The organism is Streptomyces sp. AC512_CC834 (genome assembly GCF_019049325.1).
GTDB lineage: Bacteria > Actinomycetota > Actinomycetes > Streptomycetales > Streptomycetaceae > Streptomyces.
Window position 1 is genome coordinate 91,973 of sequence record NZ_JAGMUO010000051.1, and the last position, 25,271, is coordinate 117,243.

The 25,271-nt window shown below is 71.2% G+C and carries 33 protein-coding genes; 13 read left to right on the forward strand and 20 right to left on the reverse strand.

Annotated features, from left to right (window positions below; all coding sequences use genetic code 11):
* Positions 1-129 precede the first annotated feature (129 nt).
* Positions 130-318 carry a hypothetical protein gene (locus KUM40_RS19430; RefSeq protein WP_052842940.1) on the forward strand — a complete coding sequence of 63 codons (189 nt, stop codon included), beginning with the start codon at positions 130-132 and terminating at the stop codon, positions 316-318.
* Between the two features lie 24 nt (positions 319-342).
* Here the strand turns inward: KUM40_RS19430 and KUM40_RS19435 are convergent, their stop codons facing one another.
* On the reverse strand, positions 343-1,254 hold the full coding sequence (locus KUM40_RS19435; RefSeq protein ID WP_217167263.1) for a GntR family transcriptional regulator: 912 nt from the start codon (positions 1,252-1,254) through the stop codon (positions 343-345).
* Positions 1,255-1,407: 153 nt separating this feature from the next.
* Here KUM40_RS19435 and KUM40_RS19440 point away from each other — a divergent pair, with 153 nt between their 5' ends.
* On the forward strand, positions 1,408-1,593 hold the full coding sequence (locus KUM40_RS19440) for a hypothetical protein (RefSeq protein WP_217167264.1): 186 nt from the start codon (positions 1,408-1,410) through the stop codon (positions 1,591-1,593).
* Positions 1,594-1,764: 171 nt separating this feature from the next.
* On the opposite strand, the gene KUM40_RS19445 is transcribed toward KUM40_RS19440, so the two are convergent.
* From KUM40_RS19445 to KUM40_RS19455, 3 genes are all read right to left on the reverse strand, one after another.
* Positions 1,765-3,021 carry a GNAT family N-acetyltransferase gene (locus KUM40_RS19445; protein ID WP_217167265.1) on the reverse strand — a complete coding sequence of 419 codons (1,257 nt, stop codon included), beginning with the start codon at positions 3,019-3,021 and terminating at the stop codon, positions 1,765-1,767.
* A gap of 71 nt (positions 3,022-3,092) precedes the next feature.
* Entirely contained in the window at positions 3,093-4,205 is a 1,113-nt protein-coding gene (locus tag KUM40_RS19450) for an asparaginase (RefSeq protein WP_254395330.1), read from the reverse strand.
* An 88-nt stretch (positions 4,206-4,293) separates the two neighbouring features.
* Positions 4,294-4,947: an aerial mycelium formation protein gene (locus tag KUM40_RS19455; RefSeq protein ID WP_217167266.1), complete on the reverse strand. Its 654-nt coding sequence runs from the start codon at positions 4,945-4,947 to the stop codon at positions 4,294-4,296.
* Between the two features lie 180 nt (positions 4,948-5,127).
* Between KUM40_RS19455 and dtd the strand changes: the two genes are divergently transcribed.
* A complete protein-coding gene (gene dtd / locus KUM40_RS19460) occupies positions 5,128-5,553 on the forward strand; it encodes a D-aminoacyl-tRNA deacylase (protein ID WP_217167267.1) in 426 nt (141 codons plus the stop codon).
* Between the two features lie 9 nt (positions 5,554-5,562).
* On the opposite strand, the gene KUM40_RS19465 is transcribed toward dtd, so the two are convergent.
* Positions 5,563-6,528 (reverse strand): folate-binding protein YgfZ, encoded by a 966-nt coding sequence (locus KUM40_RS19465; protein WP_217167268.1) that lies wholly within the window; start codon positions 6,526-6,528, stop codon positions 5,563-5,565.
* A gap of 32 nt (positions 6,529-6,560) precedes the next feature.
* Positions 6,561-6,998, reverse strand: a complete 438-nt coding sequence (locus KUM40_RS19470; protein WP_217167269.1) for a Fur family transcriptional regulator — start codon at positions 6,996-6,998, stop codon at positions 6,561-6,563.
* A 116-nt stretch (positions 6,999-7,114) separates the two neighbouring features.
* Here KUM40_RS19470 and KUM40_RS19475 point away from each other — a divergent pair, with 116 nt between their 5' ends.
* Together KUM40_RS19475 and KUM40_RS19480 are read left to right on the forward strand one after the other, a co-directional pair.
* On the forward strand, positions 7,115-7,465 hold the full coding sequence (locus tag KUM40_RS19475; RefSeq protein ID WP_217167270.1) for a DUF6247 family protein: 351 nt from the start codon (positions 7,115-7,117) through the stop codon (positions 7,463-7,465).
* Positions 7,462-7,725, forward strand: coding sequence for a hypothetical protein (locus tag KUM40_RS19480; protein ID WP_217167271.1), 264 nt, complete (start codon positions 7,462-7,464; stop codon positions 7,723-7,725). The genes KUM40_RS19475 and KUM40_RS19480 overlap by 4 nt, the downstream gene beginning before the upstream one ends.
* Here the strand turns inward: KUM40_RS19480 and KUM40_RS19485 are convergent, their stop codons facing one another.
* The 3 genes from KUM40_RS19485 to KUM40_RS19495 form a co-directional block, all read right to left on the reverse strand.
* Positions 7,726-8,301, reverse strand: a complete 576-nt coding sequence (locus tag KUM40_RS19485) for an FABP family protein (protein ID WP_217167272.1) — start codon at positions 8,299-8,301, stop codon at positions 7,726-7,728. It lies immediately after the preceding gene.
* Between the two features lie 169 nt (positions 8,302-8,470).
* A complete protein-coding gene (locus KUM40_RS19490) occupies positions 8,471-8,764 on the reverse strand; it encodes a DUF397 domain-containing protein (protein ID WP_217167273.1) in 294 nt (97 codons plus the stop codon).
* Complete coding sequence (locus KUM40_RS19495; protein ID WP_217167274.1) at positions 8,746-9,588, reverse strand: helix-turn-helix transcriptional regulator; 843 nt, start codon at positions 9,586-9,588, stop codon at positions 8,746-8,748. The genes KUM40_RS19490 and KUM40_RS19495 overlap by 19 nt, the downstream gene beginning before the upstream one ends.
* Positions 9,589-9,762: 174 nt before the next feature.
* Between KUM40_RS19495 and KUM40_RS19500 the strand changes: the two genes are divergently transcribed.
* The 3 genes from KUM40_RS19500 to KUM40_RS19510 are packed head-to-tail and all read left to right on the forward strand — an operon-like array spanning position 9,763 to position 10,803.
* On the forward strand, positions 9,763-10,164 hold the full coding sequence (locus tag KUM40_RS19500) for a hypothetical protein (RefSeq protein ID WP_217167275.1): 402 nt from the start codon (positions 9,763-9,765) through the stop codon (positions 10,162-10,164).
* Positions 10,161-10,412: a hypothetical protein gene (locus KUM40_RS19505; RefSeq protein ID WP_217167276.1), complete on the forward strand. Its 252-nt coding sequence runs from the start codon at positions 10,161-10,163 to the stop codon at positions 10,410-10,412. The genes KUM40_RS19500 and KUM40_RS19505 overlap by 4 nt, the downstream gene beginning before the upstream one ends.
* Positions 10,413-10,440: 28 nt before the next feature.
* Positions 10,441-10,803 (forward strand): DsrE family protein, encoded by a 363-nt coding sequence (locus KUM40_RS19510; RefSeq protein WP_217167277.1) that lies wholly within the window; start codon positions 10,441-10,443, stop codon positions 10,801-10,803.
* A 119-nt stretch (positions 10,804-10,922) separates the two neighbouring features.
* Here KUM40_RS19510 and KUM40_RS19515 read toward each other — a convergent pair whose 3' ends face one another.
* The 11 genes from KUM40_RS19515 to KUM40_RS19565 form a co-directional block, all read right to left on the reverse strand.
* Positions 10,923-11,780 (reverse strand): hypothetical protein, encoded by an 858-nt coding sequence (locus KUM40_RS19515; protein WP_217167278.1) that lies wholly within the window; start codon positions 11,778-11,780, stop codon positions 10,923-10,925.
* Entirely contained in the window at positions 11,777-12,691 is a 915-nt protein-coding gene (locus KUM40_RS19520) for a hypothetical protein (protein ID WP_308401190.1), read from the reverse strand. Before KUM40_RS19520 ends, KUM40_RS19515 begins: the two co-directional genes overlap by 4 nt.
* Positions 12,688-13,476 carry a hypothetical protein gene (locus KUM40_RS19525; protein ID WP_308401191.1) on the reverse strand — a complete coding sequence of 263 codons (789 nt, stop codon included), beginning with the start codon at positions 13,474-13,476 and terminating at the stop codon, positions 12,688-12,690. The genes KUM40_RS19520 and KUM40_RS19525 overlap by 4 nt, the downstream gene beginning before the upstream one ends.
* 244 nt (positions 13,477-13,720) lie before the next feature.
* The gene (locus tag KUM40_RS19530; protein WP_217167280.1) at positions 13,721-14,107 is read right to left on the reverse strand and encodes a VOC family protein; all 387 of its coding nucleotides are present in this window, start codon (positions 14,105-14,107) and stop codon (positions 13,721-13,723) included.
* Positions 14,108-14,160: 53 nt separating this feature from the next.
* Entirely contained in the window at positions 14,161-14,421 is a 261-nt protein-coding gene (locus KUM40_RS19535; protein ID WP_217167281.1) for a DUF3099 domain-containing protein, read from the reverse strand.
* Between the two features lie 104 nt (positions 14,422-14,525).
* Positions 14,526-14,813 (reverse strand): DUF1416 domain-containing protein, encoded by a 288-nt coding sequence (locus KUM40_RS19540; RefSeq protein WP_217167282.1) that lies wholly within the window; start codon positions 14,811-14,813, stop codon positions 14,526-14,528.
* 40 nt (positions 14,814-14,853) lie between these two features.
* Positions 14,854-15,699, reverse strand: coding sequence for a sulfurtransferase (locus KUM40_RS19545; RefSeq protein ID WP_217167283.1), 846 nt, complete (start codon positions 15,697-15,699; stop codon positions 14,854-14,856).
* Positions 15,700-16,144: 445 nt separating this feature from the next.
* Positions 16,145-16,882 carry a DUF2993 domain-containing protein gene (locus KUM40_RS19550; protein WP_217167284.1) on the reverse strand — a complete coding sequence of 246 codons (738 nt, stop codon included), beginning with the start codon at positions 16,880-16,882 and terminating at the stop codon, positions 16,145-16,147.
* A gap of 143 nt (positions 16,883-17,025) precedes the next feature.
* On the reverse strand, positions 17,026-18,276 hold the full coding sequence (locus KUM40_RS19555; protein ID WP_217167285.1) for a hypothetical protein: 1,251 nt from the start codon (positions 18,274-18,276) through the stop codon (positions 17,026-17,028).
* 3 nt (positions 18,277-18,279) lie between these two features.
* Positions 18,280-18,534, reverse strand: coding sequence for a MoaD/ThiS family protein (locus tag KUM40_RS19560; RefSeq protein WP_087808578.1), 255 nt, complete (start codon positions 18,532-18,534; stop codon positions 18,280-18,282).
* Positions 18,535-18,596: 62 nt separating this feature from the next.
* Entirely contained in the window at positions 18,597-19,445 is an 849-nt protein-coding gene (locus tag KUM40_RS19565; protein ID WP_217167286.1) for an alpha/beta hydrolase, read from the reverse strand.
* 255 nt (positions 19,446-19,700) lie between these two features.
* Between KUM40_RS19565 and KUM40_RS19570 the strand changes: the two genes are divergently transcribed.
* The 5 genes from KUM40_RS19570 (at position 19,701) to KUM40_RS19590 (ending at position 25,042) form a co-directional block, all read left to right on the forward strand.
* A complete protein-coding gene (locus KUM40_RS19570; protein ID WP_254395331.1) occupies positions 19,701-20,525 on the forward strand; it encodes a response regulator transcription factor in 825 nt (274 codons plus the stop codon).
* Positions 20,526-20,567: 42 nt separating this feature from the next.
* Entirely contained in the window at positions 20,568-21,590 is a 1,023-nt protein-coding gene (locus KUM40_RS19575) for a LacI family DNA-binding transcriptional regulator (RefSeq protein ID WP_217167287.1), read from the forward strand.
* Between the two features lie 131 nt (positions 21,591-21,721).
* Positions 21,722-22,768 carry a S1C family serine protease gene (locus tag KUM40_RS19580; protein WP_374227397.1) on the forward strand — a complete coding sequence of 349 codons (1,047 nt, stop codon included), beginning with the start codon at positions 21,722-21,724 and terminating at the stop codon, positions 22,766-22,768.
* Positions 22,769-22,856: 88 nt separating this feature from the next.
* On the forward strand, positions 22,857-23,597 hold the full coding sequence (locus KUM40_RS19585) for a response regulator transcription factor (RefSeq protein ID WP_217167289.1): 741 nt from the start codon (positions 22,857-22,859) through the stop codon (positions 23,595-23,597).
* The gene (locus tag KUM40_RS19590; protein WP_217167290.1) at positions 23,594-25,042 is read left to right on the forward strand and encodes a cell wall metabolism sensor histidine kinase WalK; all 1,449 of its coding nucleotides are present in this window, start codon (positions 23,594-23,596) and stop codon (positions 25,040-25,042) included. Before KUM40_RS19585 ends, KUM40_RS19590 begins: the two co-directional genes overlap by 4 nt.
* Positions 25,043-25,271 lie beyond the last annotated feature (229 nt).

Here is a 25,271-nt window from a genome sequence, read left to right on the forward strand (position 1 = left end):
CTATAGGGAGTTGTTTGAAACTTGTTTATAGGTAGTAGCCAAGTGGGGACAACATAGGCAGAGTTGGTAACCAACTTAGCCCAGTTGGTGGAAGTTTACCTTCCCGAACGCCCGAAGGGGGGAAAGACCATGCCCGTCCTCGCCCTGGTCTCCACGGTCTTCGTCATCGCCTTCGAGCAGATCGTCCAGTGGAAGTACGGTGCCACCGGCATCGTCGGTCTGCTCCTGCTCACCATAGGCATCAAGGCCAAGAGCCCGTCCGTCAGCTCCGCCGGAGCGGTACTGCTGGCCCTCCTGGTCGCGGGTCCCGCGCTGTGACCGGGGCCGGTCGGCTCGTGGGCATCAGCTCGTGAGCACCAGCTCCGAGCTGATCGTCCCCCACAGCGCGTCGAACCACAGCCGGGACTGCTTCACGAACACGCCGTCGCGCAGGTCACCGCCCTGATCGAAGGCGAACAGCGTCGAGCGGATGCCCTCCGCGTCGTACATCTCCAACGGCTCGTGGTCGATCTCCTGCTCACGCCGGCTGAGGGTGTAGTACGCGAAGAGCGCCTCCGAGCCGTTGAGCACGTACAGCTTCACCGGCGGCGTGAAGGGCAGCGCGCGGAAGGAGACGCGCACGTCGATGCCGTGCGTGGCGCGCAGGCTCAGCAGGTTGTGCCGGAGCACCTGACCCTGGGCGTTGCGCATCGCCAGCCACCGCTCGTGCACCGGGCCGCCGGCCGCACCGCCCGCCACCGCCACCGGAAAGGCGAGGTCGATGTCGCGGCTGGGCAGCAGGACACGGACGTCGATCTTGGCCGGTTTCAGTCGCCCCGCGTGGATCTGGCGCAGTGGTTCGCCGATGGCGAGGGTGAGCGAGACGGCGGTCAGGCACAGCGCGTCGATCTCGACGTGCTCGGCGGCGAACGCCTCGGCGATCCGGGGCGCGAGGGTGACAGTGGTGGGCATCGGCTGCGCCCCGGGCCCGGCCGGGGGACCGTGGAGGTCGGGCGCGACGGTCGCGGGGCTCCCCTTGGACACGTTGGTGAGCAGACGTTCCGACTGGAGAATGCGCAGGGCCAGGCGGACGGCGCCGCGCTCCACGCCGAACTCGTCGGCCAACTGGGCCTGGGTGGGCATGCGCTGGCCCGGCCGCAGCCGACCGGACCTGATCCGGGCGCGCAGCTCGTCGGCCACCTCTCGATGTGTTGTCTGTGGCCGCTGCGGTCTCTTCCGCCCGTTGACGGCGGTATGTTCCGGCTCCACGACCAAACACTACAACTTCTCGCCATCTTTCGGGAGTTCGCGAGAAGGTGGTTATGAGACGCTCCCAAGCGGAGATAAGTACAGTGAAGTTGGCAGCCAACTTGAGCAACGTGGTCGAGTCTTTCGGGGGTTGGCCACCACGGTGACAGGGGGTCCACCATGCCGCTCATCGCCATCGCCGTCGCGGCTCTGGCCATCGGGTTCGAGCAACTCGTGCAATGGAAGTACGGGCCGATGGGCATCATCGCGTTCGTCGCGTTGTCCATCGGGATCAAGGCGAAGAACTCCATGATCGGCGGTGTGGGTGCGGTGATCCTCGTGATGCTGCTCGCCCAGTCCGGCTGAACCGACGTACTGCCGGCCGGGCCCCCTTCCGGAGGGGAGCCGGGAGCCCGACCGTCAGTCAGCACCACGCACAACAACCACAACCACAACTGAAGAGCACGTTGAAGTGCACGCGCTACGGATGCGCAGTCAACCCGTCACCGGCCGAAGGGAGCCAGGGAGCCACCCACCTCAGAACATGTCCGGGCACCAAGGCCGCCTGGACGTACGCAGCAGGGCGTCGGCCACACGGGCGGCGCCCGCTCGTTCTTCCCGCACCCGGCCGAGCGCCGCCAGCCGCACCGCCGACTCGTCACCCAGCCACAGCGCCGCCAGCTCGCCCACGTCGAGCACGAGATGGGCGCTCTCGGTGCTCGGCACGCAGGACGCCCCGTCCGCGCCCGCCTCCAGCCGCCACCGCCCGCCGGTGAGCCCTCCCCGGTCCACGACCTCCAGCACCACCGACCCCCGGCCCTCGTACGTCCGCGCCTCCAGCGCCGCCGCGACGTCCAGGATCCGCACCCACAGCCAGTCCGCCTGCGTGGTGATCCTGGCCGCGCGCGGGTCGGGCAGGAGCTGCGGGAGCAGGTCGTCGGGGGCCCGCCAGCCGCTCTTGACGGTCGTGATCCAGTCGATCGAGCACAGGTAGTGCCACAGTGCGCGTTCGGCGCCCGGTGTCACGGCGATCAGCCAGTCGACCGTCGCCGTGTTCAGCGGCTGCTTGGCGTCGCCCCAGTGGTCGTCGCTCCGGTACGCGGCCATACCCTCGACCTCGCCGTCCGCAGTGCGGTACACGGCGTAGTAGGGCTCGGCCCAGGGGGTGTCGTTCATCTGCACGACCCCGGTCCGGGCCTGCCACCACAGCTCGGACCGGCTGACCGCGCCCGGCTGGGCCCGGCGCAGCCGCTCGTGCAGCTCGGGCCCGAGCTTGCGGACCTCCTCACCCTCCACCAGGTCGATCCGGCCGCCGTCCTCCGGGGCCGCCCAGCGCGGGTCGAGACCGGCGCGGGGCACGTCGACGGTCCACTCGGTCATGGTGGTGGCGGGGCCGAAGCCGTACCGGCCGTAGATCGGGTACTCGGCCGCGATCAGCGTCGCGACGACGTCCCCGCGGTCCTTCGCCGCGGCCAGGTCCTGCGCCATCATCCGGGTGAGCAGGCCGCGGCGGCGGTGGGTCGAGGTGACGGTGACGTTGGAGATCGCGTCGGCCCGCACTGGGGCGCCGCCGACCGCGGTGACCTCCTGGTCGAAGGACCGGAAGGTCGCCACGCAGCGCTCCCCGTCGAAGGCGCCCAGCGACCGGCCGGGCACGAACTGCCGCCGATGCCCCTCCAACTGCTCGGCGGTCACGGCGGGCGACTGAAGGAACCCCGTCTTCATGGCGCGGTTCCAGTCGGGGAACTCGGCCTCGGTCATGGGGCGTACGTCGATCTCGGTGCGGCGGCTCATGCGCTCACGGTAGGCCGACGCCCGCCCGCCGTCGCGCGGATTACCGCGGCCCGGGGTGCCCCCACCCCCACTCAGAATGCCGCCCGGATCTCCCCGACCTCTACGCCACCGCCCAGCAGCGGGGCGCGGCCGATGCGGTCGACGACCGGGCCCGCCACGTCCAGCAGGGTCAGGGCGCGGGCCAGGACCGGGCCCAGGGCGCGGGTCGCACCGTCCTCGATCTTGAAGGCGAGGGCGCGGCCGTCCGGCAGGGCCACCGCCTGGACGGCCTCGGCGCCCATCTTGGAGAGGGTGCCGGGCACCTCGCGCATCAGCCAGGTGTCGGCGCGGCGGGTACCGGCGACGTACTCGGGGTGGGCGCGCATCGCGTCGGCGACCCGGCGCTCCGCCGAACCGGGCTCGGCGCCGACGAAGGAGCGGAAGGCACGGGCCAGCCCGACCAGGCTGATCGCCATCAGCGGCGCCCCGCACCCGTCCCTGCCCACGGCGGCGACCGGCTCGCCCGCCGCGTCCTCCACAACCCTGTGGATGGTCCGCTGGAGCGGGTGGTCCGGGTCGAGGTACGTCTCCACCGGCCAGCCCCGCCGCGCGCAGACGGCGAGCATCGCGGTGTGCTTGCCGGAGCAGTTCATGGTGATGCGGTCGGGCACGGCGCCCGACGCCAGGTAGGTCTCCCGCTCCACGGGGTCCAGCGGCAGGTCGGGCGGGCACTGGAGCAGGGCCGGGTCCAGGCCGTACTCGTCCAGCATCTTGCGGACCAGGTCTCGGTGAAACGGTTCTCCGGAGTGGCTCGCGGCGGCCAGCGCCAGCCGCTCCCCCGCGAGGTCGAGGCCGGCGCGCAGGACGCCGGCCGCCTGCATCGGCTTGTTGGAGGAGCGCGGGAAGACCGGCGCCGTCACCTCGCCGAGCGCCAGCTCCACGGCCCCGTCCGCGCCCAGGACCACCAGAGCGCCCCGGTGCCGCCCCTCGACGAAGCCCGACCGCACGACCTCCGCGAGGACGGGCGGCACGACGGCGGCGAGGGCCGACGTGGGCGCGGACGGGGACGAGGACTGGGACGGGGACGAGGACTGGGACGGTTGCGAGAACCGGGCCTGGGCCTGGGCCTGGTCCTGGTCCTGGTTCTGGTCCTGGGACGAAGAAGACGAAGAAGAGGACGGTTGCGACGGCTGGGGCGCGGACATCGGCGGTGGCCTTCCGAACGGGTGACCCGCCGCGGCGACGGCCCGGGATCACCGGGCCCGGGGGGCGGGAGCTGATGCCCGCCCCCGGTCACACGAGCAGGTCGTCGACTTGTGCTTCCCCCTCACGGTACCGGCGTGCGATCTCCGCGCTGCATCCGTCCGCCGTGCGCTGGAGCCGCTGCCTGCGCCGGGAGACCTGCTGCTCGTAGCGCACGAGCCGCCCCATCCCGGCGGTCAGTTCGACGTCGGTGCGGGCCGTCAGGTCGGACAGCTCCACCTCGCCCAGCATCTCCGCAGCCAGCCGCCGGCACTCCTCGCTCCGCGGGGTGCCCAGCGTCACATGCCGGGCGGAGGAACGCTGCCGGGCCGGTCCGTCGGCGAGGATCTCCGACAGCCGCTCGACCACGGAGCCCGTCGCCGCGGTGGTCACCACGGAGGACGAGGCCGGCCCGCGCCCCGCCAGCTCCGCGCGCAGGATGTCGATACGGCCCTGGAGCAGCCGCCGTACATAGCTGAGGTCGGCCTCTTCGCGCTGCGCGTCCCGGCGCAGGGTGCGCAGCTCCGGCAGGCTCAGCGCGCCCAGGTCCCGCTCCACGGGATCCGCCGGCAGTTCCGGACTGTCGGTGCGCTGCACGGGTGCCCGGGGTGTCTCCAGGCCCTCCAGTCCCTCCAGCCCGTCCAGGCCCCCCGGACCCGTCAACGCGGCAGTCCCGAACGACTGCCTCGTACTCGGTGTGCTCATGTGCCTCAACCGTCCCCTCGCCCGGCGCCTGGGGAGCAATCGTGCCACCCCCGGTGGCCGCTATGTGACCGAGTGCCCATGATCGGCCCCGATCGGCCCCAGATGGGGGGTTAGGATGCGAAAAAAACCCCGTACGGGCCCGCGTGCCCGCACCCTGGGGGCGCACGGCATCATGACGGGATGCGTGCAGTGGTGCAGAGGGTGGACGGCGCGAGCGTCGTCGTGGACGGCGAGACCGTGGGCGCGATCGACGGCGAGGGCCTGTGCGTCCTGGTCGGCGTCACCCACGACGACACCAAGGAGAAGGCGGCGCAACTGGCCCGCAAGCTCTGGTCGGTGCGGATCCTGCACGACGAGAAGTCGTGCAGCGACATCGACGCCCCGCTCCTGGTGATCAGCCAGTTCACCCTTTATGGCGACGCCCGCAAGGGCCGCCGCCCCACCTGGAACGCCGCCGCGCCCGGCGACGTCGCCGAACCGCTGGTCGACGAGGTCGTCGCGCGACTGCGCTCGCTGGGCGCGACGGTGACGACGGGACGTTTCGGCGCGCGGATGCGGGTGTCCCTGACGAACGACGGCCCGTTCACGGTCCTCGTGGAGGTCTGAGGCCGCCCCTTACGGCTCGACGACCGTCTCCTGCGCGGCAGCCGTGTCCTCGGCCATGAGCCGGGCGTCCACCGGCACGTTCCGCTTGATCAGGGCGAGGGCGACCGGGCCCAGCTCGTGGTGGCGTACGGACGTGGTGACGAAGCCGATCTTCCGGCCGTCGGGCCCGTCGTCCGCGAGCCTGATCTCCGCCCCGGCCGGTGGCAGGTGGACCTCGCTGCCGTCCAGGTGCAGGAAGACCAGCCGGCGTGGCGGTTTGCCGAGGTTCTGCACCCGGGCGACGGTCTCCTGCCCGCGGTAGCAGCCCTTCTGGAGATGCACGGCCGTACCGATCCAGCCCAGCTCGTGCGGGATGGTCCGGTGGTCGGTCTCGAAACCGAGGCGCGGGCGGTGCTGCTCGACGCGCAGCGCCTCGTGGGCGAGGATCCCGGCCGCGGGACCGGCGTCGGCGGCGAACGCCTCCAGCTCCTCCCTCGGCAGGAAGAGATCACGGCCGTACGGCGTCTCGCGGACGGCGGCCGACTCGGGGGCCGCGGCGATCGATCCGGCCGGCAGGTGCACGACGGCGGTGTCGGCGGTGCGGTCGGCGACCTCGACCCGGTAGAAGAACTTCATCGACTCCAGGTAGGCGATCAGCGCCTCCTGGCTGCCGGGCTCGACGTGGGCCCAGACGGTCGTGCCGTCGTCGACGAGGTACAGGGCGTGTTCGATGTGGCCGTTCGCGGAGAGGATCAGCGCCTCGGTGGCCTGGCCGGTCGGCAGGTCGCTGAGGTGCTGGGTGAGCAGCAGGTGCAGCCAGCTCAGCCGGTCGTCGCCCGTGACGGTGACGACACCGCGGTGGGAGAGGTCGACGAAGCCGGTGCCGTCGGCGAGGGCACGCTGCTCGCGGAACAGGTCGCCGTAGTGGGCGGCGACGCCTTCGTCCACGCCCTCGGCGGGAACGGCGCCGGGCAGGGACAGCAGAGGGCTCTTCATACGCCCCAGCCTACGACTCACCCACAACTCGCCTACGACTCGGTAGTTGCACCCTTCAGGGAACAGTCCTGGCACCGGCCGAAGATCGCGAAGTGCTTCATGTCGGTGTCGAAGCCGAACTGCTCGCGCAGCTTGGCGGTGAAGTCGGCGGCCACCGACAGATCGGCCTCGATGACGTTGGTGCAGTCCCGGCAGACCAGGTGGATGTGGTGGTGCCGGTCGGCCAGATGGTAGGTCGGCGCACCGTGCCCGAGATGGGCGTGGCTGACCAGACCCAGCTCCTCCAGCAGCTCCAGCGTGCGGTACACGGTGGAGATGTTGATCCCCGCCGCCGTCTTCCGCACCTGGCAGAGGATGTCGTCGGGGGTCGCGTGCTCGAGGGTGTCCACGGCTTCGAGCACGAGCTGCCGCTGCGGGGTCAGCCGGTAGCCGCGCTGCCTGAGGTCACTCTTCCAGTCGGTGCTCACCACACCACGAGTCTAGGCCCGGCGGCCCGCTTCATCGGGTGACGCCCAGGAATCGCCCCGGCCCATCGCCACGATCGGTACCGTCGACATCGACATCGGCCTTCGCCCCGGAGGACTTCATGACCGCTCACCACCCGGAACCACTCACTGAGCCCCTCGTCCCCATGCCCGCCCTCACTCCCGAGGCACTCCGTACCGCGGTCGAGAGGCTGACGCCGAGCCGGGTGCCCGCGTTCGTCGAAGATCTCGTCGAGGCGACCACCAACGCGCAACAGGCGCAGTCCCTCGCGCCTCTGCGTACTTTCGTCCACACCTGGGGAGTATTCGTGGCGATCCAGCGCCGGCCGTCCCTCGCCGCGCGCCTGCGGCACCTGGAAGAGGTGGTGAGCGCAGGTACGGAGGACCCGGCTGACGCCATCGCCGAGATCCGGGAGATCCACGCCGAGGCGGAGGCGGAGGCCGGCCTGTGAGCGACTGGAAGTGGGACTACAACCCGAGCGAGGAGTACCTCACGGCGGGGCTGCCCGTAGGCGTCGTGGCCGAGGTGGAGCGCATCGCCACCGAGATCGCCGCCCTCGGGCGTGATGCCGAGGTCGCGGGCAGCCGGCCGGAGGGGAAGCCCGGCGGGTTACGGAACTTCCCCATCTTCGGCGGACGCGGCTTCATCCAGTTTCTGGCGGTGCCCCGGCACGAGTGTGTCTACGTCTGCACCATCGTCTGGAACGGGTGACTACTTGAAGAAGGCGATCCCGTCGTCCGGCATGTCGTCCGGGAGGGCCTTGGCCCAGCGCTCGACGTCCTCGGGGGAGACGACCTTCTTCAGGTGCGCCGACATGTACGGGCGCAGCTCGACCTCGGGAGTCTGCTTCTCACCGACCCACATCAGGTCGCTCTTGACGTAGCCGTACAGCCGCTTGCCGCCGGTGTAGGGCCGGGAAGCCGCGGTGCGGGCCACCGCGTCCGTCGTCAGGTCGATCTGCGGCTTCTGGTCGGCCAGCTCGCCGTACCAGATCTCGATGACGCCGTCGTCGCGGGTCATCGTGACCTCGACCCGGCGGTTCGCGTCGATGCGCCAGAAGCCGTGCTCGGACTCCAGCGGGCGGACCTTGTTGCCCTCCTCGTCCAGCACCCACGTGTGGGACTGGTACTCCAGGAAGTCGCGGCCGTCGTGGGTGAAGGAGACCTCCTGGCCGAAGTTGCACTTCTCGGCGCCGGGGAAGTCGTGCACGCCCGCGCCGGCCCAGTCACCCAGCAGGAAGACGAGGGGGACGAGGTCCTTGTGCAGGTCGGACGGGATCTCGATCATGAGCGGTACTTCCTGGCGTCGGTGATCAGCGCTGGCCCTGGTACAACTTCTTCACGGTCAGACCGGCGAAGGCGAGAACGCCGACGCAGACCAGGACCAGCAGGGCTTCGAAGAAGATCTCCACGGGGTGCTCCTTGAGCGGGGGGCATACGACAGGGCCGCCCTCAGCTTACGCGGCCCACCTCGGCTCTTCTCGCCGGACTCCGTCCACGAACGCGGCCCACGCGGGCGCGGCGAACAGGAGCGCGCCCCGAGCGGGATCCTTGCTGTCCCGGACGGGCACGAGGGAGGGGAGATTGTGGGCGACCTCGACGCACTCGCCGCCGTCCTGGTTGCTGTAGCTGCTCTTGCGCCAGTCGGCGGCGCGGAGGAGGTCGTCGGAGACCTCGAGGCAGTTGCCTCCATCCGGATTGCTGTAGCTGCTCTTGCGCCAGGTGATGGCGCTCAGGTCGATGGCTCGCATGGCGCTTCCTCCAGCATCCGGCTGATGAACTCCCGCGACGCGCCCGGAGACAGGGCCATATCGCGGACTCGATCGTATCGGAGCTGGAGCAGATCAACGGCCTGTGTTTCCTGCACCAGTTCGCCTGAGTAGCCCGTCTCCACCCACGCCACGGTTCGGCCGCTGATGCCGCGCAGGAACATGGCGTCGGTGTTGGGGAGCCCGTGCAGCCCGGCCGACAACTGCTGCACCTGGATGATGATGTTGGCGCGGCCGTCCATCTCCAGGAGATGACACAACTGCGCCCTCCACTCAGCGCGTCCGTTCATTGGGCTGCGCAGCGCCGCCTCAGAGAGCAGCGCCCGGAACTGCGGCCCTCCTTCGGCCAGCAGCCGCTCACGGCGGCCCATGCGCGCCGCCACCTGCTTGTCCAGCTCTACGCCCGCCTGTCCGCCCTGGCTGAGCAGCTCCGCCGCGTACTCCGGCGTCTGGAGCAGGCCGGGGACGATGCTCGGCGAGTACTGCCACATACTCACCGCCTCGGCCTCCAGGACCATGTACCGGCGGTATCGCTCCTTGAACTGCGTGGGATCGGCCACCGCCAGCTCCCACAGCGTGAGCAGCATGCCGCCCGTGCCGTAGTACTGGTCCAGCGCCTCCACGATCTCCGGGCCGCCCAGCGTGTGGCCGTTCTCCATCTTTCCGAACTGGGACGCGTCCCAGCCCACCGCCTCCGCCATGCCCCGCAGGGACACGCCCCGCCCGTGCCGGAGCAGCCGCAGCTCCTCCGCGAACCGTGCCCTCGGTTCCTGACTGCGACCCGTGATCGCCCTCCGCTGCGGCACCGCCACCCCTCCCTGCTGTGGAATTTGTGGAATTTGGAGCGCCCGTTGTGGCACTAGCGGCCGTTCCGGGCTTGCCGACCCCCGGCGTGGGTCATGCTCTTACTGCCCACCACTACGCAGAGTAGGGCAACTGTCGCATTCCGTATAGATGTTGACGAAGGGAGCGGACGACCCGTGAGAACAGAACCGGCCGCCTACGAGCCCGGCACCGTGCTCTACGACACCGCCGCAGCCAAGGTCGGTGAGTACCGGGGCCGCAGCGGGGCGCGCGTGATGCTCCGGCCCCTCGGCGGCGGGCGGGAGTGGGAGGCGGAGCCGGCCGCGCTGCGACCGGCTACCGACCGGGAGCGCCTCGGGGCGAGCCTGCGTGCCGCGAACGACCGCACCCTCGCCGCGCCCCGGGCCCCCGGCGAGTTGGAGCGGCCGCCCCTGCCGGTGCCTGACTGCGAGGCCTGCGCCTGGTTGGCCGATCGGCGGGAGGCCGCGCGGGCGGCGTTCGACCACAGCGCGGTGACGGACGCGAACGTCCTGCTGCGCCAGCACCAGCGCAAGGAACACGAGGAGGACAAGGCATGACGTACGACGGCGGACTGCCCTACGAGGAGTGCAAGCGGGCGCAGCGGCTCACGCCCCGACAGGACCGGGCTCCCCTCTCTCCCGGATTCGCGATGCCCCCGTTCCATCCGGCCCACCCGCCGGGGCGCGTGCCGAGGCGCGTGGTCCGGCCCCGGCGGCACGTCAGGCTGGACGGCGCCACGGTCAGCGGTCTGCTCACCGTGCTGTGCGTCGCGACGCTGCTGGTGACGATCACCTTCGCGGTCTGACGCCGCCCGCGAGGGCTACGCTTCCGGCATGGCGAAGAAGCTCGTGATCAAGGTGACGGCGGGGGCCGATGCCCCGGAGCGCTGCTCACAGGCGTTCACCGTGGCGGCGGTGGCCGTGGCCAGTGGGGTCGACGTGTCGCTGTGGCTGACCGGTGAGTCCGCGTGGTTCGCGGTGCCGGGGCGTGCGGCCGAGTTCGAGCTGCCGCACGCCGCGCCGCTGCCCGACCTGCTGGACTCGCTCCTGGCGGGCGGCCGGGTGACGCTGTGCACCCAGTGCGCCGCCCGGCGCGACCTGACCGAGAAGGACGTCATCGAGGGCGTGCGGATCGCGGGCGCCCAGGTCTTCGTGCAGGAGGCACTGGCCGACAACACGCAGGCCCTCGTCTACTGAGTCCCCACCAAAAAGCGTGAGCAGATAACAGAGAAATGTCACCAGGGCGCTCAAATGAGCGCCACGAGGACAGCAGAGGGCGAAATGCTCACGCTTTCGGGGTGGACGTGTCCTGATGGTCAGAGGAGCAGCCGGGTCTGCAGAGCCACGGTCTGCTGGAAGGGCACCCCCCCTGCCCCGCCCGCGCGGCTCTGCAGCACCACCGCCAGAACGTCGCCGGCGCCGAGGTAGGCCTCGCGGACCTGTTCATCGCCGTAAGGCTCGGACTCGGTATAGATGGAGGCGAGCACGTCGTCGGACTCGGCAGCCTCCGGGAAGTCCTCGTCGGGCTCCACCGTTTCCGTGCCCCGCACGGCGTAGGCCGGCCTGTCGTACGGCGCCAGTTCCATGGTGTGCAGACCGTCCACGACGACCGCCGTGCCGAACTGGAGCAGGTAGATCCGCGTGTGCGTCCCGTCAGGGGTGGTCCAGCCGCGGGCGGCGATGTGGCGCAGCCCCGCGTCGACGACCTTCTGCCGCAGCTCGTCACGGTCGGACTCCTCCTCGTATTCCGCGAGGAAGGTCTCCGTCTCCAGCCAGCCGTCCGTGCCGCGCAGCGCCCGGTCCGCCGTAGCCCCCTCGGGCGCCGGCAGGACCAGGGCCCGCAGATCGGCGTAGTGGGCACCGGCCGCGTTCCCCTCGGCGAACGGCCCCGGGCTGCCGGACGGCAGCGGCGCAGCCGTGAGTGTCGGGTACTCCCAGCGCCCGTCCGACGCGGTCGCGAGCCCGGGTACGTCCGTCCGGTCCATCCCCGTGATGCCGTACGCCGTGGCCGACCCCACCGCCGCGAAGACGGCGACGGCGGCGGTCCAGCGCAGCACGGCGCGCAGGACCCGGCGGTCCTTGCCCGACGGAGCCGGGGCGCCGGGCGGCGGGGCGTCCGGCGGGGGCGGCGGGGCAGGCGTGACGGGCTCCGACGGGGCGATCTGCTCGGTCACACGGACTCCCCGGGTTCGACGATGCGGTCCAACTGGTCCTTCAACAGCGCGGCAACGCCGTCGGCGTCGAACGGCTGCACTCCTTCGGCGGTGGCGATGACCGCGATGTCCGCCGTGGCGGCGGAGCAGAACATCGCGTCGAGACCTTCGTCGTCGCCGGAACCGGAAGGCGCGCGAAAGCACGCGGCGTCCTCGTAGCCCTCGATCTCGGGGCCGTCGCGGAAGACGTCAAGGGCCTCCAGGAGCGCGTTCCGGCCCGTCGTCACGGAACGCGCGGCGGCCTGGTCCTCCATGCGGGCCAGAACGAGGGTCATGGTGGCGGCACCCGCCACGCGGTTGGCGTTCTCCCCCATGGTGAAGGCGTAGCTCCGCATCGCCATCTCCTTGATGGGCCGGCGGTCGATCTCCTTCTCCAGCTCCTTGCGCTCGGTTCGAGGCAGTCCGGCCAGCGACTCCTTCAACAGGGCGGCCGTCCGGTCTCCGTTCAGCACGGCGTCCGAGCCGAACTCCCCCAGGTCGGGGCCGCGCCGCCAGTTGTCGGGCCGGTACGGCACGAGGGTCCAGGCCAGACTGCCCGGCTCGGCCGTGACCGCCGGCTGGTCCTCGGTGGGCTGGGGACGCGCCCAGGAAGGGACGCCCGGATCGCGGTCGGCGTCGGCGACGGCGACGGCGGTGCACGCGACGGCTCCGACGACGGCGCCGGTCAGCAGGAGTGCTCCGGTGACAGCGGCGATCCGGCGGCGGCCTCGGCGTCCGGGGGCGGAGGGCGGCGGCTCGGTGCTCGTGGTTTCCGTGGGCCGCACGTCCACCACGTCCACCACAGGGACGACGTCCGTGACAGAGGCGGCCGTGGCCGTCGCCGTGGAGGCAGCGTCGTTCCCGAGCTCGTTCTCGTTCTCGTTCCCGTTCACAGCCGCTCCATCTGCCGCTCGGCCAAGTCGATGATCGTCTTCTTGTCGACCCGCTTGGCTCCGCCCATCCAGATCTCCATGGCGATGTCACCCCGCGAGGCGTGCGCTTCCGCCTGGTAGGGGAACGGCGCGGATTCGAGGCCGGGGACGGGCTGTTCGTCGACGAACACCCGGCCCTCCCCGGTGCCCGGGATCGCCCAGTCCTCGGTGCCGTCCCCACCCGCGTAGTACTGGCTGCCCCTGCTGGCCAGGGCGGCGGCGAGGACTTCCTCCTGCCGGTACTGGATGAGCCGGATCTCCACGGTGTACGCGCCGTCGACCTCCCAGCCGGTGACGACAGCCCGACGGAACTCATTGTCGAGCAGGTTCTCGAACCCGTTCTCCAGGTCCTGGAAGGTCGAGGCGTAGCCCGTCAGGTCCATCCATCCGTCGGAGCCCTCCAGCCAGTCGGCCTCCTGTGCCCCGCGCGGCTTCTTCAGCAGCAGGTCGCGCAGGTCGCCCTCGGTGCGCACCTGGCGGTCCTGGCCGGCGGACAGCGGCTTCGGCGCCTCACCCCCGCTGCGCGCGAGCGCGGTCTGCGACAGGGGCGGCAGCTTCGTCGGCTCCCGGCCCGCCTGCACGAGGACTCCGCCGCAGGCCCCGGCGACCAGGCCCAACACGGCGGCGGCACCGATGAGCAGGGTCGTACGCCCGCGCCGCCGCGGTCGTACGACCCTCTCGGCGGGCGCGGACGCGTCACCGAGCGGCGCGGATTCGTCCGGCGCCACGGGCCCGTCCGACGGCACGCGGTCCTCATCGACCGCGGACTTCTCGGGCGGCGTGCGGTCTTCCGGTGTCGTCGGTGCCGCGGGTCTCGCTGGTTCTTCTTCCAAGACGTCCCCCCACGGAAACGTGTACGACGCATTCGATCAATGCGTGCGCACAGGAGACCCTCAGCCCGGCTCCGGGGTTGCGGCGACGTTGATCACGATTCGGTCATGGCCGCGGTGTTCGCGGGCGCTCGTCCACTGAGCCCCCTTACTCCCTGCGCTACTGCGGGGTCTGCGTCCACAGGCAGAAGGGATGCCCGGAGGGGTCCAGCAGGACGCGTACGTCGTCCTGGGGCTGGTATTCGGCGAGCCGGGCGCCCTCGGCCACGGCCCGCGCCGTCTCCGCCGCGAGGTCGTCGACCTCGATGTCGAGGTGCAGCATCATCTGCTGGTCGCCCGGGTGGCGGGTCGGCCAGACGGGCGGCACGTATGCGGGTTCTGTCTCGAAGGCCAGGGACGTGCCCCCGGTGCCGGGCGGCGGGCCGATGAGCACCCAGCCCGGTTCCTCGGCGCGCACCACGTAGCCCAGCAGCCGCAGGTAGAAACCGGCGAGTTCGGCGGCGTCGTGCGCGTCCAGTACGACGGTGGACAGCTTCGTCGGCGACATGCCCGCCATCATCCCATCGTCGACGCATCCCGATCCCGGGCCAAGGAACTGCCCTAGTGCGGACGCCTCTTGCCGTCCAGTTCGTCCCACCACTCGTCGGACTCGGCGTCGCCCGACGGGTCGTCCCACCAGCGGTCCTCCGGGCCGCGCCGGTTGGCGATCATCGCGGCAACCGGCGGGATGAGCATGGCGACCACGCACATGCCCACGGCCGCCGGGACGGACCAGATGCGCACGACGCCCCAGGCCAGGACGAAGAGCACGATGCAGGTGCCCATCATGGCGAAGTAGACGTGCCGCCGCCGCGCGTACATGTCTCCAGCGTAGGCCCGTCATGGCGAAGGGGCCGCTCCCAGGTGTCCAACCCGTGGGTGCGGCCCCTCGGCCGTTGAGCGCCGTTGTGCGCTGTCGCGTGCCGTCAGACGGCGATCGCGATCTCCGCCAGGCCGCCCTGCTGGGCGATGACCGTGCGGTCGGCGGTGCCGCCCGGGATGAGCGCGCGTACGGTCCAGGTGCCCTCGGCCGCGTAGAAGCGGAACTGGCCCGTCGCGGAGGTCGGGACCTCCGCCGTGAACTCGCCGGTGGCGTCCAGCAGACGGACGTAGCCCGTCACCGGCTCGCCGTCGCGGGTCACCTGACCCTGGATGGTGGTCTCACCGGGCTTGATCGTCGAGGCGTCGGGGCCGCCGGCCTTCGCTCCGCACATGTCGTACTCCTGAGGGGTTGGGAAAGGTCGGTCGGGACGGTTACTTCGCGGCGCCGAGCTCGATCGGCACGCCGACGAGGGAGCCGTACTCGGTCCAGGAGCCGTCGTAGTTCCTGACGTTCTCCACACCCAGCAGCTCGTGCAGGACGAACCAGGTCAGGGCCGAGCGCTCACCGATGCGGCAGTAGGCGATGGTGTCCTTCGCCAGGTCGACCTGCTCGTCGGTGTAGAGCTGCTTCAGCTCGTCGTCCGACTTGAAGGTGCCGTCGTCGTTGGCGTTCTTCGACCACGGGATGTTGCGGGCGGACGGGACGTGACCCGGACGCTGCGACTGCTCCTGGGGGAGGTGGGCCGGGGCGAGCAGCTTGCCGGAGAACTCGTCGGGCGAGCGGACGTCGACCAGGTTCTGCGCGCCGATCGCCTTGACCACGTCGTCGCGGAAGGCGCGGATCGCGGTGTTCTGCGGCTTGGCCTTGTAGGCGGTGGCGGCGCGCTGCGGCACGTCGTCGCCGGCGACCAGCTCGCGGGCGTCCAGCTCCCACTTCTTGCGGCCGCCGTCGAGGAGCTTGACGTTGTCGTGGCCGTACAGCTTGAAGTACCAGTAGGCGTACGACGCGAACCAGTTGTTGTTGCCGCCGTAGAGGACCACCAGCGTGTCGTTGGCGATGCCCTTCGCGGAGAGGAGCTTCTCGAAGCCCTCCTGGTCGACGAAGTCGCGGCGGACCGGGTCCTGGAGGTCCTCGGTCCAGTCGATCCGGATCGCGTTCTTGATGTGGTTCTTCTCGTAGGCGGACGTGTCCTCGTCCACCTCTACGAGCGCGATGCTGGGGTCGTCCAGGTGGTCCTGCACCCAGTCGGCGTCGACCAGGACGTCGCTGCGGCTCATGTTTTCTCCTCCGGGGCAGTTGCGGCGGGGCGTGCGGTGAGAGGGTGCGCGCGCTCGGGCCGTGCGGCGGCGCGCGGATGCCCGGGGCTGGGCCCGGGCGAGGGGTGAGGGGGACACGGACGGCGACGTCGCCGTCCGCCTCAGAAAGTGCGACAGAGCATGGCGGCAACGCGGCACAGGTCCACTGCCCGCCGCTTCGTGAGGTCCGCCTGTCGCTTCATAAGTCCCGATCGTAGGGATTGAGGGCGGGCCATGTCACCGACGTGTCGCATCGTGAGACGAGATCGTCCGGGATGTGGAATCGACGCAGGGTTCGGGCTGCCGCGGAGGGCCGTCGGGACGGGGTGGCCGTCTCCCCATCTGCGGTACGGACGGCGGCGTCTCGCCTGTCGGACGCCGCAGCCGCAGCCTCGGGTCGGGTCCCTACGGCGGGCCGACCCTCGTCCTACCCGGCCAGCTCGACGTTCGAACCCTTCACCTTGATCTCCACGCCGTCCTTCGCCGCCTCGACCTTGTCCAGCTTGATGCCGCCCGGCAGTTCGTCGATGGTCTGCTGGAAGTCGGTGATGGCCCGGATCCGGGACTCGGCGATCTGCTTGCCGCCGATGGTCGGCAAACCGTCGGCGACGACCTCGACCTCGTTGTTCTTGACGGTGACGGTGCTGAGCACCTCGACCGGCTCGGGCACCTCGGCTCCGAGGACCGTGACCTGGAGCGACACCTTGATCTTTCCGTTGCCGCCGTCGGAGAGGCCGATGACCTTGGCGTTGATGCCGGGCGAGATCTCCGTGGGCTCGGACTTGGCGGCCTTCATCAGCTCGTCGTAGCCGACGGTCGCGGTACCGGTGGCGGTGGCCGCGGTGGCGGAGCTGTAGTCGCCGGAGAACTCGACGCCCTTCATGTTCGCGCGCAGGTGGTCGATGCGGATCTTCTCGCCCGAGTTGGCGGTGGACGCCTCGTAGTCGTCGATGCCGACCTCCACGTCGTCCAGCTCACCGCCGGCGACCTGGGTGAGGAAGGGGAAACCGTTGATGGAGACGTCCGGCGTCGAGGCCAGGTTCTCGGTGCTGCGCAGCTTGTCGGCCACCTCGTCCTCGGCGAAGTTGACGGCGACACGGTCGGCGATCACGAAGAGGCCGCCCAGGATCACGACGACGATCAACAGTATTCGCAGTGCGCGCATGCGGTGTTCCCAACCCTGGACGGTCGACGACGACGGACCCGACGACCGGCGGCCGTCCAGCGCGAGAGTAACGCGGCCCGGAAGCCCCACCGGAGTTTTGTCGAAGACCTGTGACAGGGGGCGGCGGTAACCCCCGGCGCAGCTCAGGCCAGGGCTCGGCCGAGTACGTAGACCGCCGGGGCCGCCGCCGCGAGGGGCAGCGCCACGCCCGCCGTGAAGTGGACGAACCTGGAGGGGTAGTCGTAGGCCGCCACCCGCAGGCCGATCAGCGCGCACACCGCCGCGCCCGCGCCGAGCAGTGCCCCCGACGTCCCGAAGTCCGTCATCGAGCCGACCGCGATCCCCGCTCCGGCCGCCGCGAGCAGCGCGACGACCACGGACGCCGCCGTCGGCAACGGCAGCGCCCGGGCCACGACGGCCACGGCCACCGCGATCGCGCCCACCGTCACCGCGTCCGCGTCGGCCGCGAGGTAACCGCCCGCGACGACGGCCAGGGCCGCCGCGGCGATGGCCGCCATCAGGCCGTACATCCGCTCGTCGGGTTCGGCGCGCGAGCGCAGTTGCAGGACGAGGGAGAGCAGCACCCACACCCCGAGCGTGCCGAGGATCGCCGCCGGGGAGCGGTCCGACACCAGCAGCGCCGCGTCGGCGGCGAGCGCGCCCGCGAAGCCCAGCGCGATGCCCTGCCGGGCGGGCCACATGCCGTTCAGACGGAACCAGCCCGCCGCGGTGACCGCCTGGAGGGCGACGAGCGGCACGAGGAGGGCGTACGTGCCGAGCGTCGCCGCGCCGGCCAGCAGCAGCCCGAGCAGCGCGGTGAGACCGGCCGGCTGCATCCCCGGGTCGATGATCGGCGAACGCCCTTCGGCCCGGGCCCGCTGCGCGTCGGTGACCCGCGTGTTCCCGACGACGGTCGCCGGACCGTAGCCCGGCCCGCCGGAGGAGTCGGGGGTGGAGGGCTCGTACGGCTGCGGCTGCGGCTGCGGCTGCGGTGCGTACGCCTGCGACGGGTACGGCTGCTGCGGTGCGTGCGATGCGTACGGCGTCCCCTGCGTCCCCTGCGTCCCCTGCGGCTCCTGGTAGCCCTGCGGGGCAGGCGGGGCGTACGGGGCATGCGGGGGCAGATACGCCGTCTGTTCCGCGGAGACCGGCGGCTGCACCTGCGTCTCCCAGGTCTGGCCCTGCCACTGCTGCGTGTACTGCCCGGCGGCGTTCGGGTCCTCGTACCCCTGATACGGCTGCTGCCCCTGGTGCTCCTGGGGATGCTGGGGCTCCTGGTGCCCGGGGGGCCACGCCTGGCCCTCATGGGCCGTATACGCGGCGTGCTCGTCGTACCCCTCGTACGGCTGATTCTGCCCGTACGGCTGATGCGGCTGATGCGGCTGGTTGGTCATCGCTCACCCTCCTGCGAACGGCGGGAGCACCTCGACCGTGCCGCCGTCGGCCAGCCGTACCGTCTCATGCCCGCGGGTGCCCACGGGGTCGCCGTCGACGAGGAACGAGCAGCGCAGCAGCACGCGCGTGAGTTCGCCGGGGTGCCGCTCGCGCACCGCGCCGAGCGCGTCGGCGAGCGTGGCCGCGTCGTACGGCTCCTCGGCCACCCCCGCCGCGGCCTTCGCGGCGGCCCAGTAGCGCACCGTGACCTTTGCCATCTGGATCCTTCGTCGCCGGTGCCGATCGGCGTCCGTGCCGATCGGCAATGAACAACGTCAGGCTAGCCCGCCCGCGCCACGGCCCAGTCGCCGATGCGGTCCAGCAGTGCCTCGTTGGAGGCGTGCTCGGCGTGGCCCATGCCGGGCTCCAGCCAGAGTTCGCCGTGGTCACCGGCTGCCTCGGCCAGCATCCGGGGGTGATCGAGGGGAAAGTAGCCGTCCCGGTCGCCGTGCACGACGAGCAGCGGCGTCGGCGCGATCCGCCCGGCCGCCTGTACCGGCGACAGCGGCACCGGGTCCCAGTCCCGGTGATGGATACGGGTGCGCAGGCCGTAGCGGCCCACCAGGCGCCCGGCGGGGCGCATCACCACCCAGTGCAGCCGGCGCATGGGTGCCGTACCCCGGTAGTACCAGCGGGCGGGCGAGCTGACCGATACCACGGCGTCCGTGCCCGCCGCGCCGTCGTCGGCGTACAGCGCGGCGTGCCGCAGCACCACCGAACCGCCCATGGAGAAGCCGACGGTCACCACGCGCGCGTGCCCGAAGCCGCGGGCCCAGGTGACGGCCGCCGCCAGGTCGAGCACCTCGCGGTCACCGACGGTGGACCGGCCGCCGGACGCGCCGTGGCCCCGGAAGGAGAACGTGACCACGGCACCGTGCCGCGCGAACGCCGCCGCGATCCGTCGTACGTGCGGGCGGTCCACGTCGCCCGTGAACCCGTGCGCGACGACGAACACCAGGTCAGAGGCCTCGCGACCGGTCGCACCCGGCTCGTACACGGCGTCGATCCGGACGCCGTCGGCCGCACGGAGGAAGGTGCGTGCGGGCGTGCGACGCGGCGCCGCGCGGGGCGTCTCGGGATGCGGACGATGGGTGGAACGCGCCACATGACCCGGCGGTCGGTTGCTCATGTCGGCTATTCTGCTGGGCAGAGGACTCGGGCAACGTAGCCCCCGGGTCCTTTTGTGCTTTCGGGAGCGATGCCGGGCAGTCGCCGGGCATTCACCTCCCGGACGTGCGGCGGAGCCCACGGGCACGGGATCCGCCACCTGTACGACCGTACGAAGCAGTGCCGTAAACGTCCTCGCAGGGACCCAGGAGGAACCAGACGTTATGGGCGAGCGAACCGGGCACGACCATTGGACGACCCAGGCAGGTGGGACGCGATGAGTTCTCTGCTGCTCCTGACCAACGCCCTCCAGCCGTCGACGGAGGTGCTCCCCGCCCTCGGCCTGCTGCTGCACAACGTACGCGTGGCCCCCGCCGAGGGCCCCGCCCTCGTCGACACCCCGGGCGCCGACGTCATCCTCGTCGACGGCCGCCGTGACCTTCCGCAGGTGCGCAGCCTGTGCCAGTTGCTGCGCTCCACGGGGCTCGGCTGTCCCCTCGTCCTCGTCGTCACCGAGGGCGGCCTCGCCGCCGTCACCGCCGACTGGGGCATCGACGACGTACTGCTGGACACCGCGGGACCGGCGGAGGTTGAGGCGCGGCTGCGGCTGGCCATGGGCCGCCAGCAGATCGGCGGCGACGACTCCCCCATGGAGATCCGCAACGGCGACCTGTCGGTGGACGAGGCGACGTACTCCGCGAAACTCAAGGGCCGGGTCCTGGACCTGACCTTCAAGGAGTTCGAGCTGCTGAAGTACCTGGCCCAGCACCCGGGCCGCGTGTTCACCCGCGCCCAGCTCCTCCAGGAGGTGTGGGGCTACGACTACTTCGGCGGCACCCGCACGGTCGACGTGCACGTACGGCGGCTGCGCGCCAAGCTCGGGCCCGAGCACGAGTCACTGATCGGCACCGTCCGCAACGTCGGCTACCGCTTCGTCACGCCGGAGAAGCCCGAGAAGACGGAAAAGAAGGAAAAGGCGGAGAAGCCGGGGGAGACGGGGAAGCCGGGGAAGACGGAGCCCCCGGCCCCCTCGGACACGGCGGCGCACACAGCGACGGAAACGGCGACGGACACAGTGCACGCAAGGTCATCCAAGGTGTGATACGCCCTGCCCGGAGCGGGTCCATCCGCGTAGACTCCGCGCGTGGCCAAGGTGACTCGGGATGATGTGGCGCGGCTGGCGGGGACTTCGACCGCCGTCGTCAGCTATGTCATCAACAACGGACCCCGGCCGGTCGCCCCGGCCACGCGCGAGCGTGTACTCGCCGCGATCAAGGAACTGGGGTACCGGCCGGACCGGGTCGCCCAGGCGATGGCGTCGCGGCGCACGGACCTCATAGGCCTGATCGTGCCGGACGCCCGCCAGCCGTTCTTCGCGGAGATGGCGCACGCGGTCGAGTGGGCCGCCTCCGAGCGCGGAAAAATGGTGCTCGTCGGAAACTCCGACTACGTCGGCGAGCGCGAGGTGCACTATCTGCGCGCCTTCCTCGGCATGCGCGTCTCCGGGCTCATCCTGGTCAGCCACGCGCTGAACGACAACGCCGCCGCCGAGATCGACGCCTGGGACGCCCGGGTCGTGCTGCTGCACGAGCGCCCCGAGGCCATCGACGACGTCGCCGTCGTCACCGACGACCTGGGCGGCGCCCAGCTCGCCGTACGGCACCTGCTGGAGCACGGGTACGAGTACGTCGCCTGCATGGGCGGCACCGCCCAGACCCCGTCCGTCGGCGACCCGGTCTCCGACCACGTCGAGGGCTGGAAGCGCGCGATGAAGGAGGCCGGGCTCCCGACCGAGGGCCGGCTCTTCGAGGCACCGTACAACCGCTACGACGCGTACAAGGTGGCCCTGGAGATCCTCGCCGGGCCGCGTCGCCCGCCCGCGGTCTTCTGCTCCACCGACGACCAGGCGATCGGCCTGCTGCGCGCGGCGCGCGAGCTGCGCATCGAGGTCCCCGGGGAGCTGGCGGTGGCCGGTTTCGACGACATCAAGGAGGCCGCGCTGGCCGACCCGCCGCTGACGACGGTCGCCTCCGACCGGTCGGCGATGGCGCGGTCCGCCGTGGACCTGGTCCTGGACGACGGTCTGCGCGTGGCGGGCTCACGGCGCGAACGGCTGAAGGTGTTCCCGTCGCAGTTGGTGCTCCGGCAGTCCTGCGGCTGCGCGTAACCCGTTCAACCCGTTCAACCCGTTCCTGACTCTCGTTGACGGCCCGCCTTTATATCGGGCATACGAGGTTCTGCCGGGCTTCTCAGGCAGCACTCAGGCCGCTCTCATACGAGGAGGGGAGGCTCATGGACATGACCGAGAGCCTCCGCCACAGCGGCGAGTACGAGCACGCGAACCCGTACCAGGGAACCCACCAGCACGCCTCCTCTCCCGTCAACCCGGAGTGGCCGCCCCCGCCGGCGCAGCCCCCCGCGGCCCCCATGCAGCCCGAGCAGCCGGAGCAGCCGGAGTCTCCGCACCGGAAGCGCACGGCACGGCGCGGCCCCGCCGCCCTTCTCGTGGCCGTGGCGATCGTCGCGGCGGCCGTCGGCGGCGGCACGGCGTACGGCATCCAGGAGCTGACCGGCAGCGACACCGTCGCCACCGGCTCCACCAGCACGAACGTGGTGCCCTCCAGCCAGAAGGGCACGGTCTCCGGGGTCGCGGCGGCCGTCAGCCCGAGCATCGTCGAGATCAACGCCACCTCGAGCGCCGGCTCCTCCACCGGTTCCGGCGTGATCATCACCGACGACGGCGAGATCATCACCAACAACCACGTCGTGTCCGGCGCCTCGTCCATCAAGGTGACGACCCACGACGGCAAGCAGTACACGGCTCAGGTCGTCGGCACCGACAGCAAGAAGGACCTCGCGCTGATCAAGCTGGACGACGCCTCCGGCCTGAAGGCCGCGACCCTCGGCGACTCCGACGGTCTCGGGGTCGGCGACCAGGTCGTCGCGATCGGCTCCCCCGAGGGCCTGACCGGCACCGTGACCAGCGGCATCGTCTCGGCCCTCGACCGCGACGTGACCGTCTCCACGGACGAGGGACAGCAGCAGCAACAGCAGCGGGGACAGGGCGGTCAGTGGCCGTTCGAGTTCGGCGGCCAGGAGTTCAACGGCGACACCGGCTCGTCCACGACGACGTACAAGGCGATCCAGACCGACGCGTCCCTCAACCCGGGCAACTCCGGCGGCGCGCTGATCGACATGAACGGCAACATCGTCGGCATCAACTCCGCGATGTACTCGTCGACCGAGTCCTCCGCGAGTGCGGGCAGCGTCGGTCTCGGCTTCGCCATCCCGATCAACACCGTGAAGGCGGACCTTCCCGACCTGCGAGCGGGTGCGAGCAACTGAGCGGGCGCGAAGACGTGCGACGCTGAAAGCGTTGACACCCGTACCCGCACCTGTGCCCGTACCCGACCGCACCCGAGGACCCGAGCCCATGAGCCCCGCAGACGGCGACCGCGACCGTGACGTCCAGCGCATCCTGATCGTCGACGACGAGCCGGCGGTCCGCGAGGCCCTCCAGCGCAGCCTCGCCTTCGAGGGATACGACACCGAGGTCGCCGTCGACGGCGCCGACGCGCTGGAGAAGGCGGCGGCGTACCGGCCCGACCTCGTGGTCCTCGACATCCAGATGCCCCGCATGGACGGCCTCACCGCCGCCCGTCGCATCCGCGGCGCGGGCGACCTGACCCCGATCCTGATGCTGACGGCCCGCGACACGGTCGGCGACCGGGTGACCGGCCTGGACGCCGGCGCCGACGACTACCTGGTCAAGCCCTTCGAGCTGGACGAGCTGTTCGCCCGCATCCGCGCGCTGCTGCGCCGCAGCTCCTACGCGCCGGCCGCCCTGGCCGCCGCCGAGGACAACGACGTACTGTCCTTCGCCGACCTGTCCATGGACCTGTCGACGCGGGAGGTCCGGCGGGGCGGGCGGCCGGTGGAGCTGACCCGCACGGAGTTCACCCTCCTGGAGATGTTCATGGCGCACCCGCGCCAGGTCCTCACCCGGGAGCAGATCCTCAAGGCGGTCTGGGGCTTCGACTTCGAGCCGTCGTCGAACTCCCTCGACGTGTACGTCATGTACCTGCGCCGCAAGACCGAGGCGGGCGGCGAACCGCGCCTGGTCCACACCGTCCGCGGCGTCGGCTACGTCCTGCGGCAGGGCGGCGCGGAGTGAGCAGCCTCGCCCGCCGCGTCCGGGCACTGCCCATCCGGGCGCGGCTGTCGCTGCTGGTCGCGGCGGCGGTGGCGTTCGCGGTGGCGGCGGCGGCGGTGGCGTGCTGGTTCGTGGTGAAGAGCGTGCTGGTGAGTTCCCTGGACGAGGCCCTGAAGGCGAACCGCATGGACCGGGCGCAGGTGAGCGAGTACGTCAACCTGCGCACCGGCCTGTGCGTCCACGACCCCGTCACGCACGAACAGAACCCCTACGGCTCGTCCGTGCAGCTCGTGGCCCGGCAGAACTCGAACTGCCTCATCATCGGCACGGAGGAGATCCCGCTCACGGACGCCGACCGCGCCGTGGCCGAGGGCACGTCCGCGAACGCGCTGCACGACGCCACCGGCTCCGACGGCACCCAGTACCGCGTCTTCACCTACAGCGTGCCCGACCTGCAGGGCGTGGCGGTCTCCGCCGCGCGTCCGCTGAGCGAGGTGAACAGCTCACTCAACAACCTCGCGCTGGTGCTGCTCTTCGTCGCGGGCGCCGGGGTCGTGGGCGCGGGGGCCGCCGGCCTCTGGGTGGCCCGCACGGCACTGCGCCCCGTCGACGAACTCACCCAGGCCGTCGAACACGTGGCCCGCACCGAGGACCTCACCGTCCGCATCCCCGTCGAGGACGACAGCGACGACGAGATCGCCCGCCTCTCCCGCTCCTTCAACAGCATGACCTCGTCCCTGGCCAGCTCCCGCGACCTGCAACAGCAGCTCATCGCCGACGCGGGCCACGAACTGCGCACCCCCCTGACCTCGCTGCGCACCAACATCGAACTCCTCACCCGCAGCGAGGAGACCGGCCGCCCGATCCCGGAGGCCGACCGCAAGGCGCTCCTCGCCTCGGTCAAGGCCCAGATGACGGAACTTGCCGCCCTGATCGGCGACCTCCAGGAACTCTCCCGCCCCGACACCGGCCAGCACGAGGGCCGCACCCGCATCCTCGCCTGGCACGACGTCGTCGAGTCCGCCCTGCGCCGCGCCCGCCTGCGCGGCCCCGAGCTGACGATCACCGCGGACGTCCACCCCTGGTACGTACGGGCGGAACCGGCGTCCCTGGAACGCGCGGTGGTCAACATCCTGGACAACGCGGTGAAGTTCAGCCCCGACTCCGGCACCGTCGACGTACGCCTCACCGACGGCGTCCTCACCGTCCGCGACCACGGCCCCGGCATCCCCGCCGACGAACTCCCCCACGTCTTCGACCGCTTCTGGCGCTCCCCCGGCGCCCGTGCCCTCCCCGGCTCGGGCCTCGGCCTGTCGATCGTGGCCCGGACGGTGCAGCAGGCGGGCGGCACCGTGAGCCTGACTCCGGCCGGGGACGGTGGCGACGGAACAACGGCGACCATACGGCTGCCGGGGGCGCCGGTGCCGCCACCGGAGACGGCGACGGCAGACGGAGGTCAGTGGTAGCCGAGCATGCCGGGGGCGTCGATGTCGACGGTGGCGACGCCGGGCGGGTAGGCGTCCTCACGGTCCGTGAGGAGAATGGGCACAACCGTGAACTCGAGGCGTGGCAGCGCGCAGTACAGGGCGTGGCAGGTGGCCGCGTCTCCCTATCCGTCGCGGATCATGGTGGCGACGGTGACCGACCCGGCCGTGTCCAGGTCGTCGACGACCACCGACGAGAACGCCAGAACCC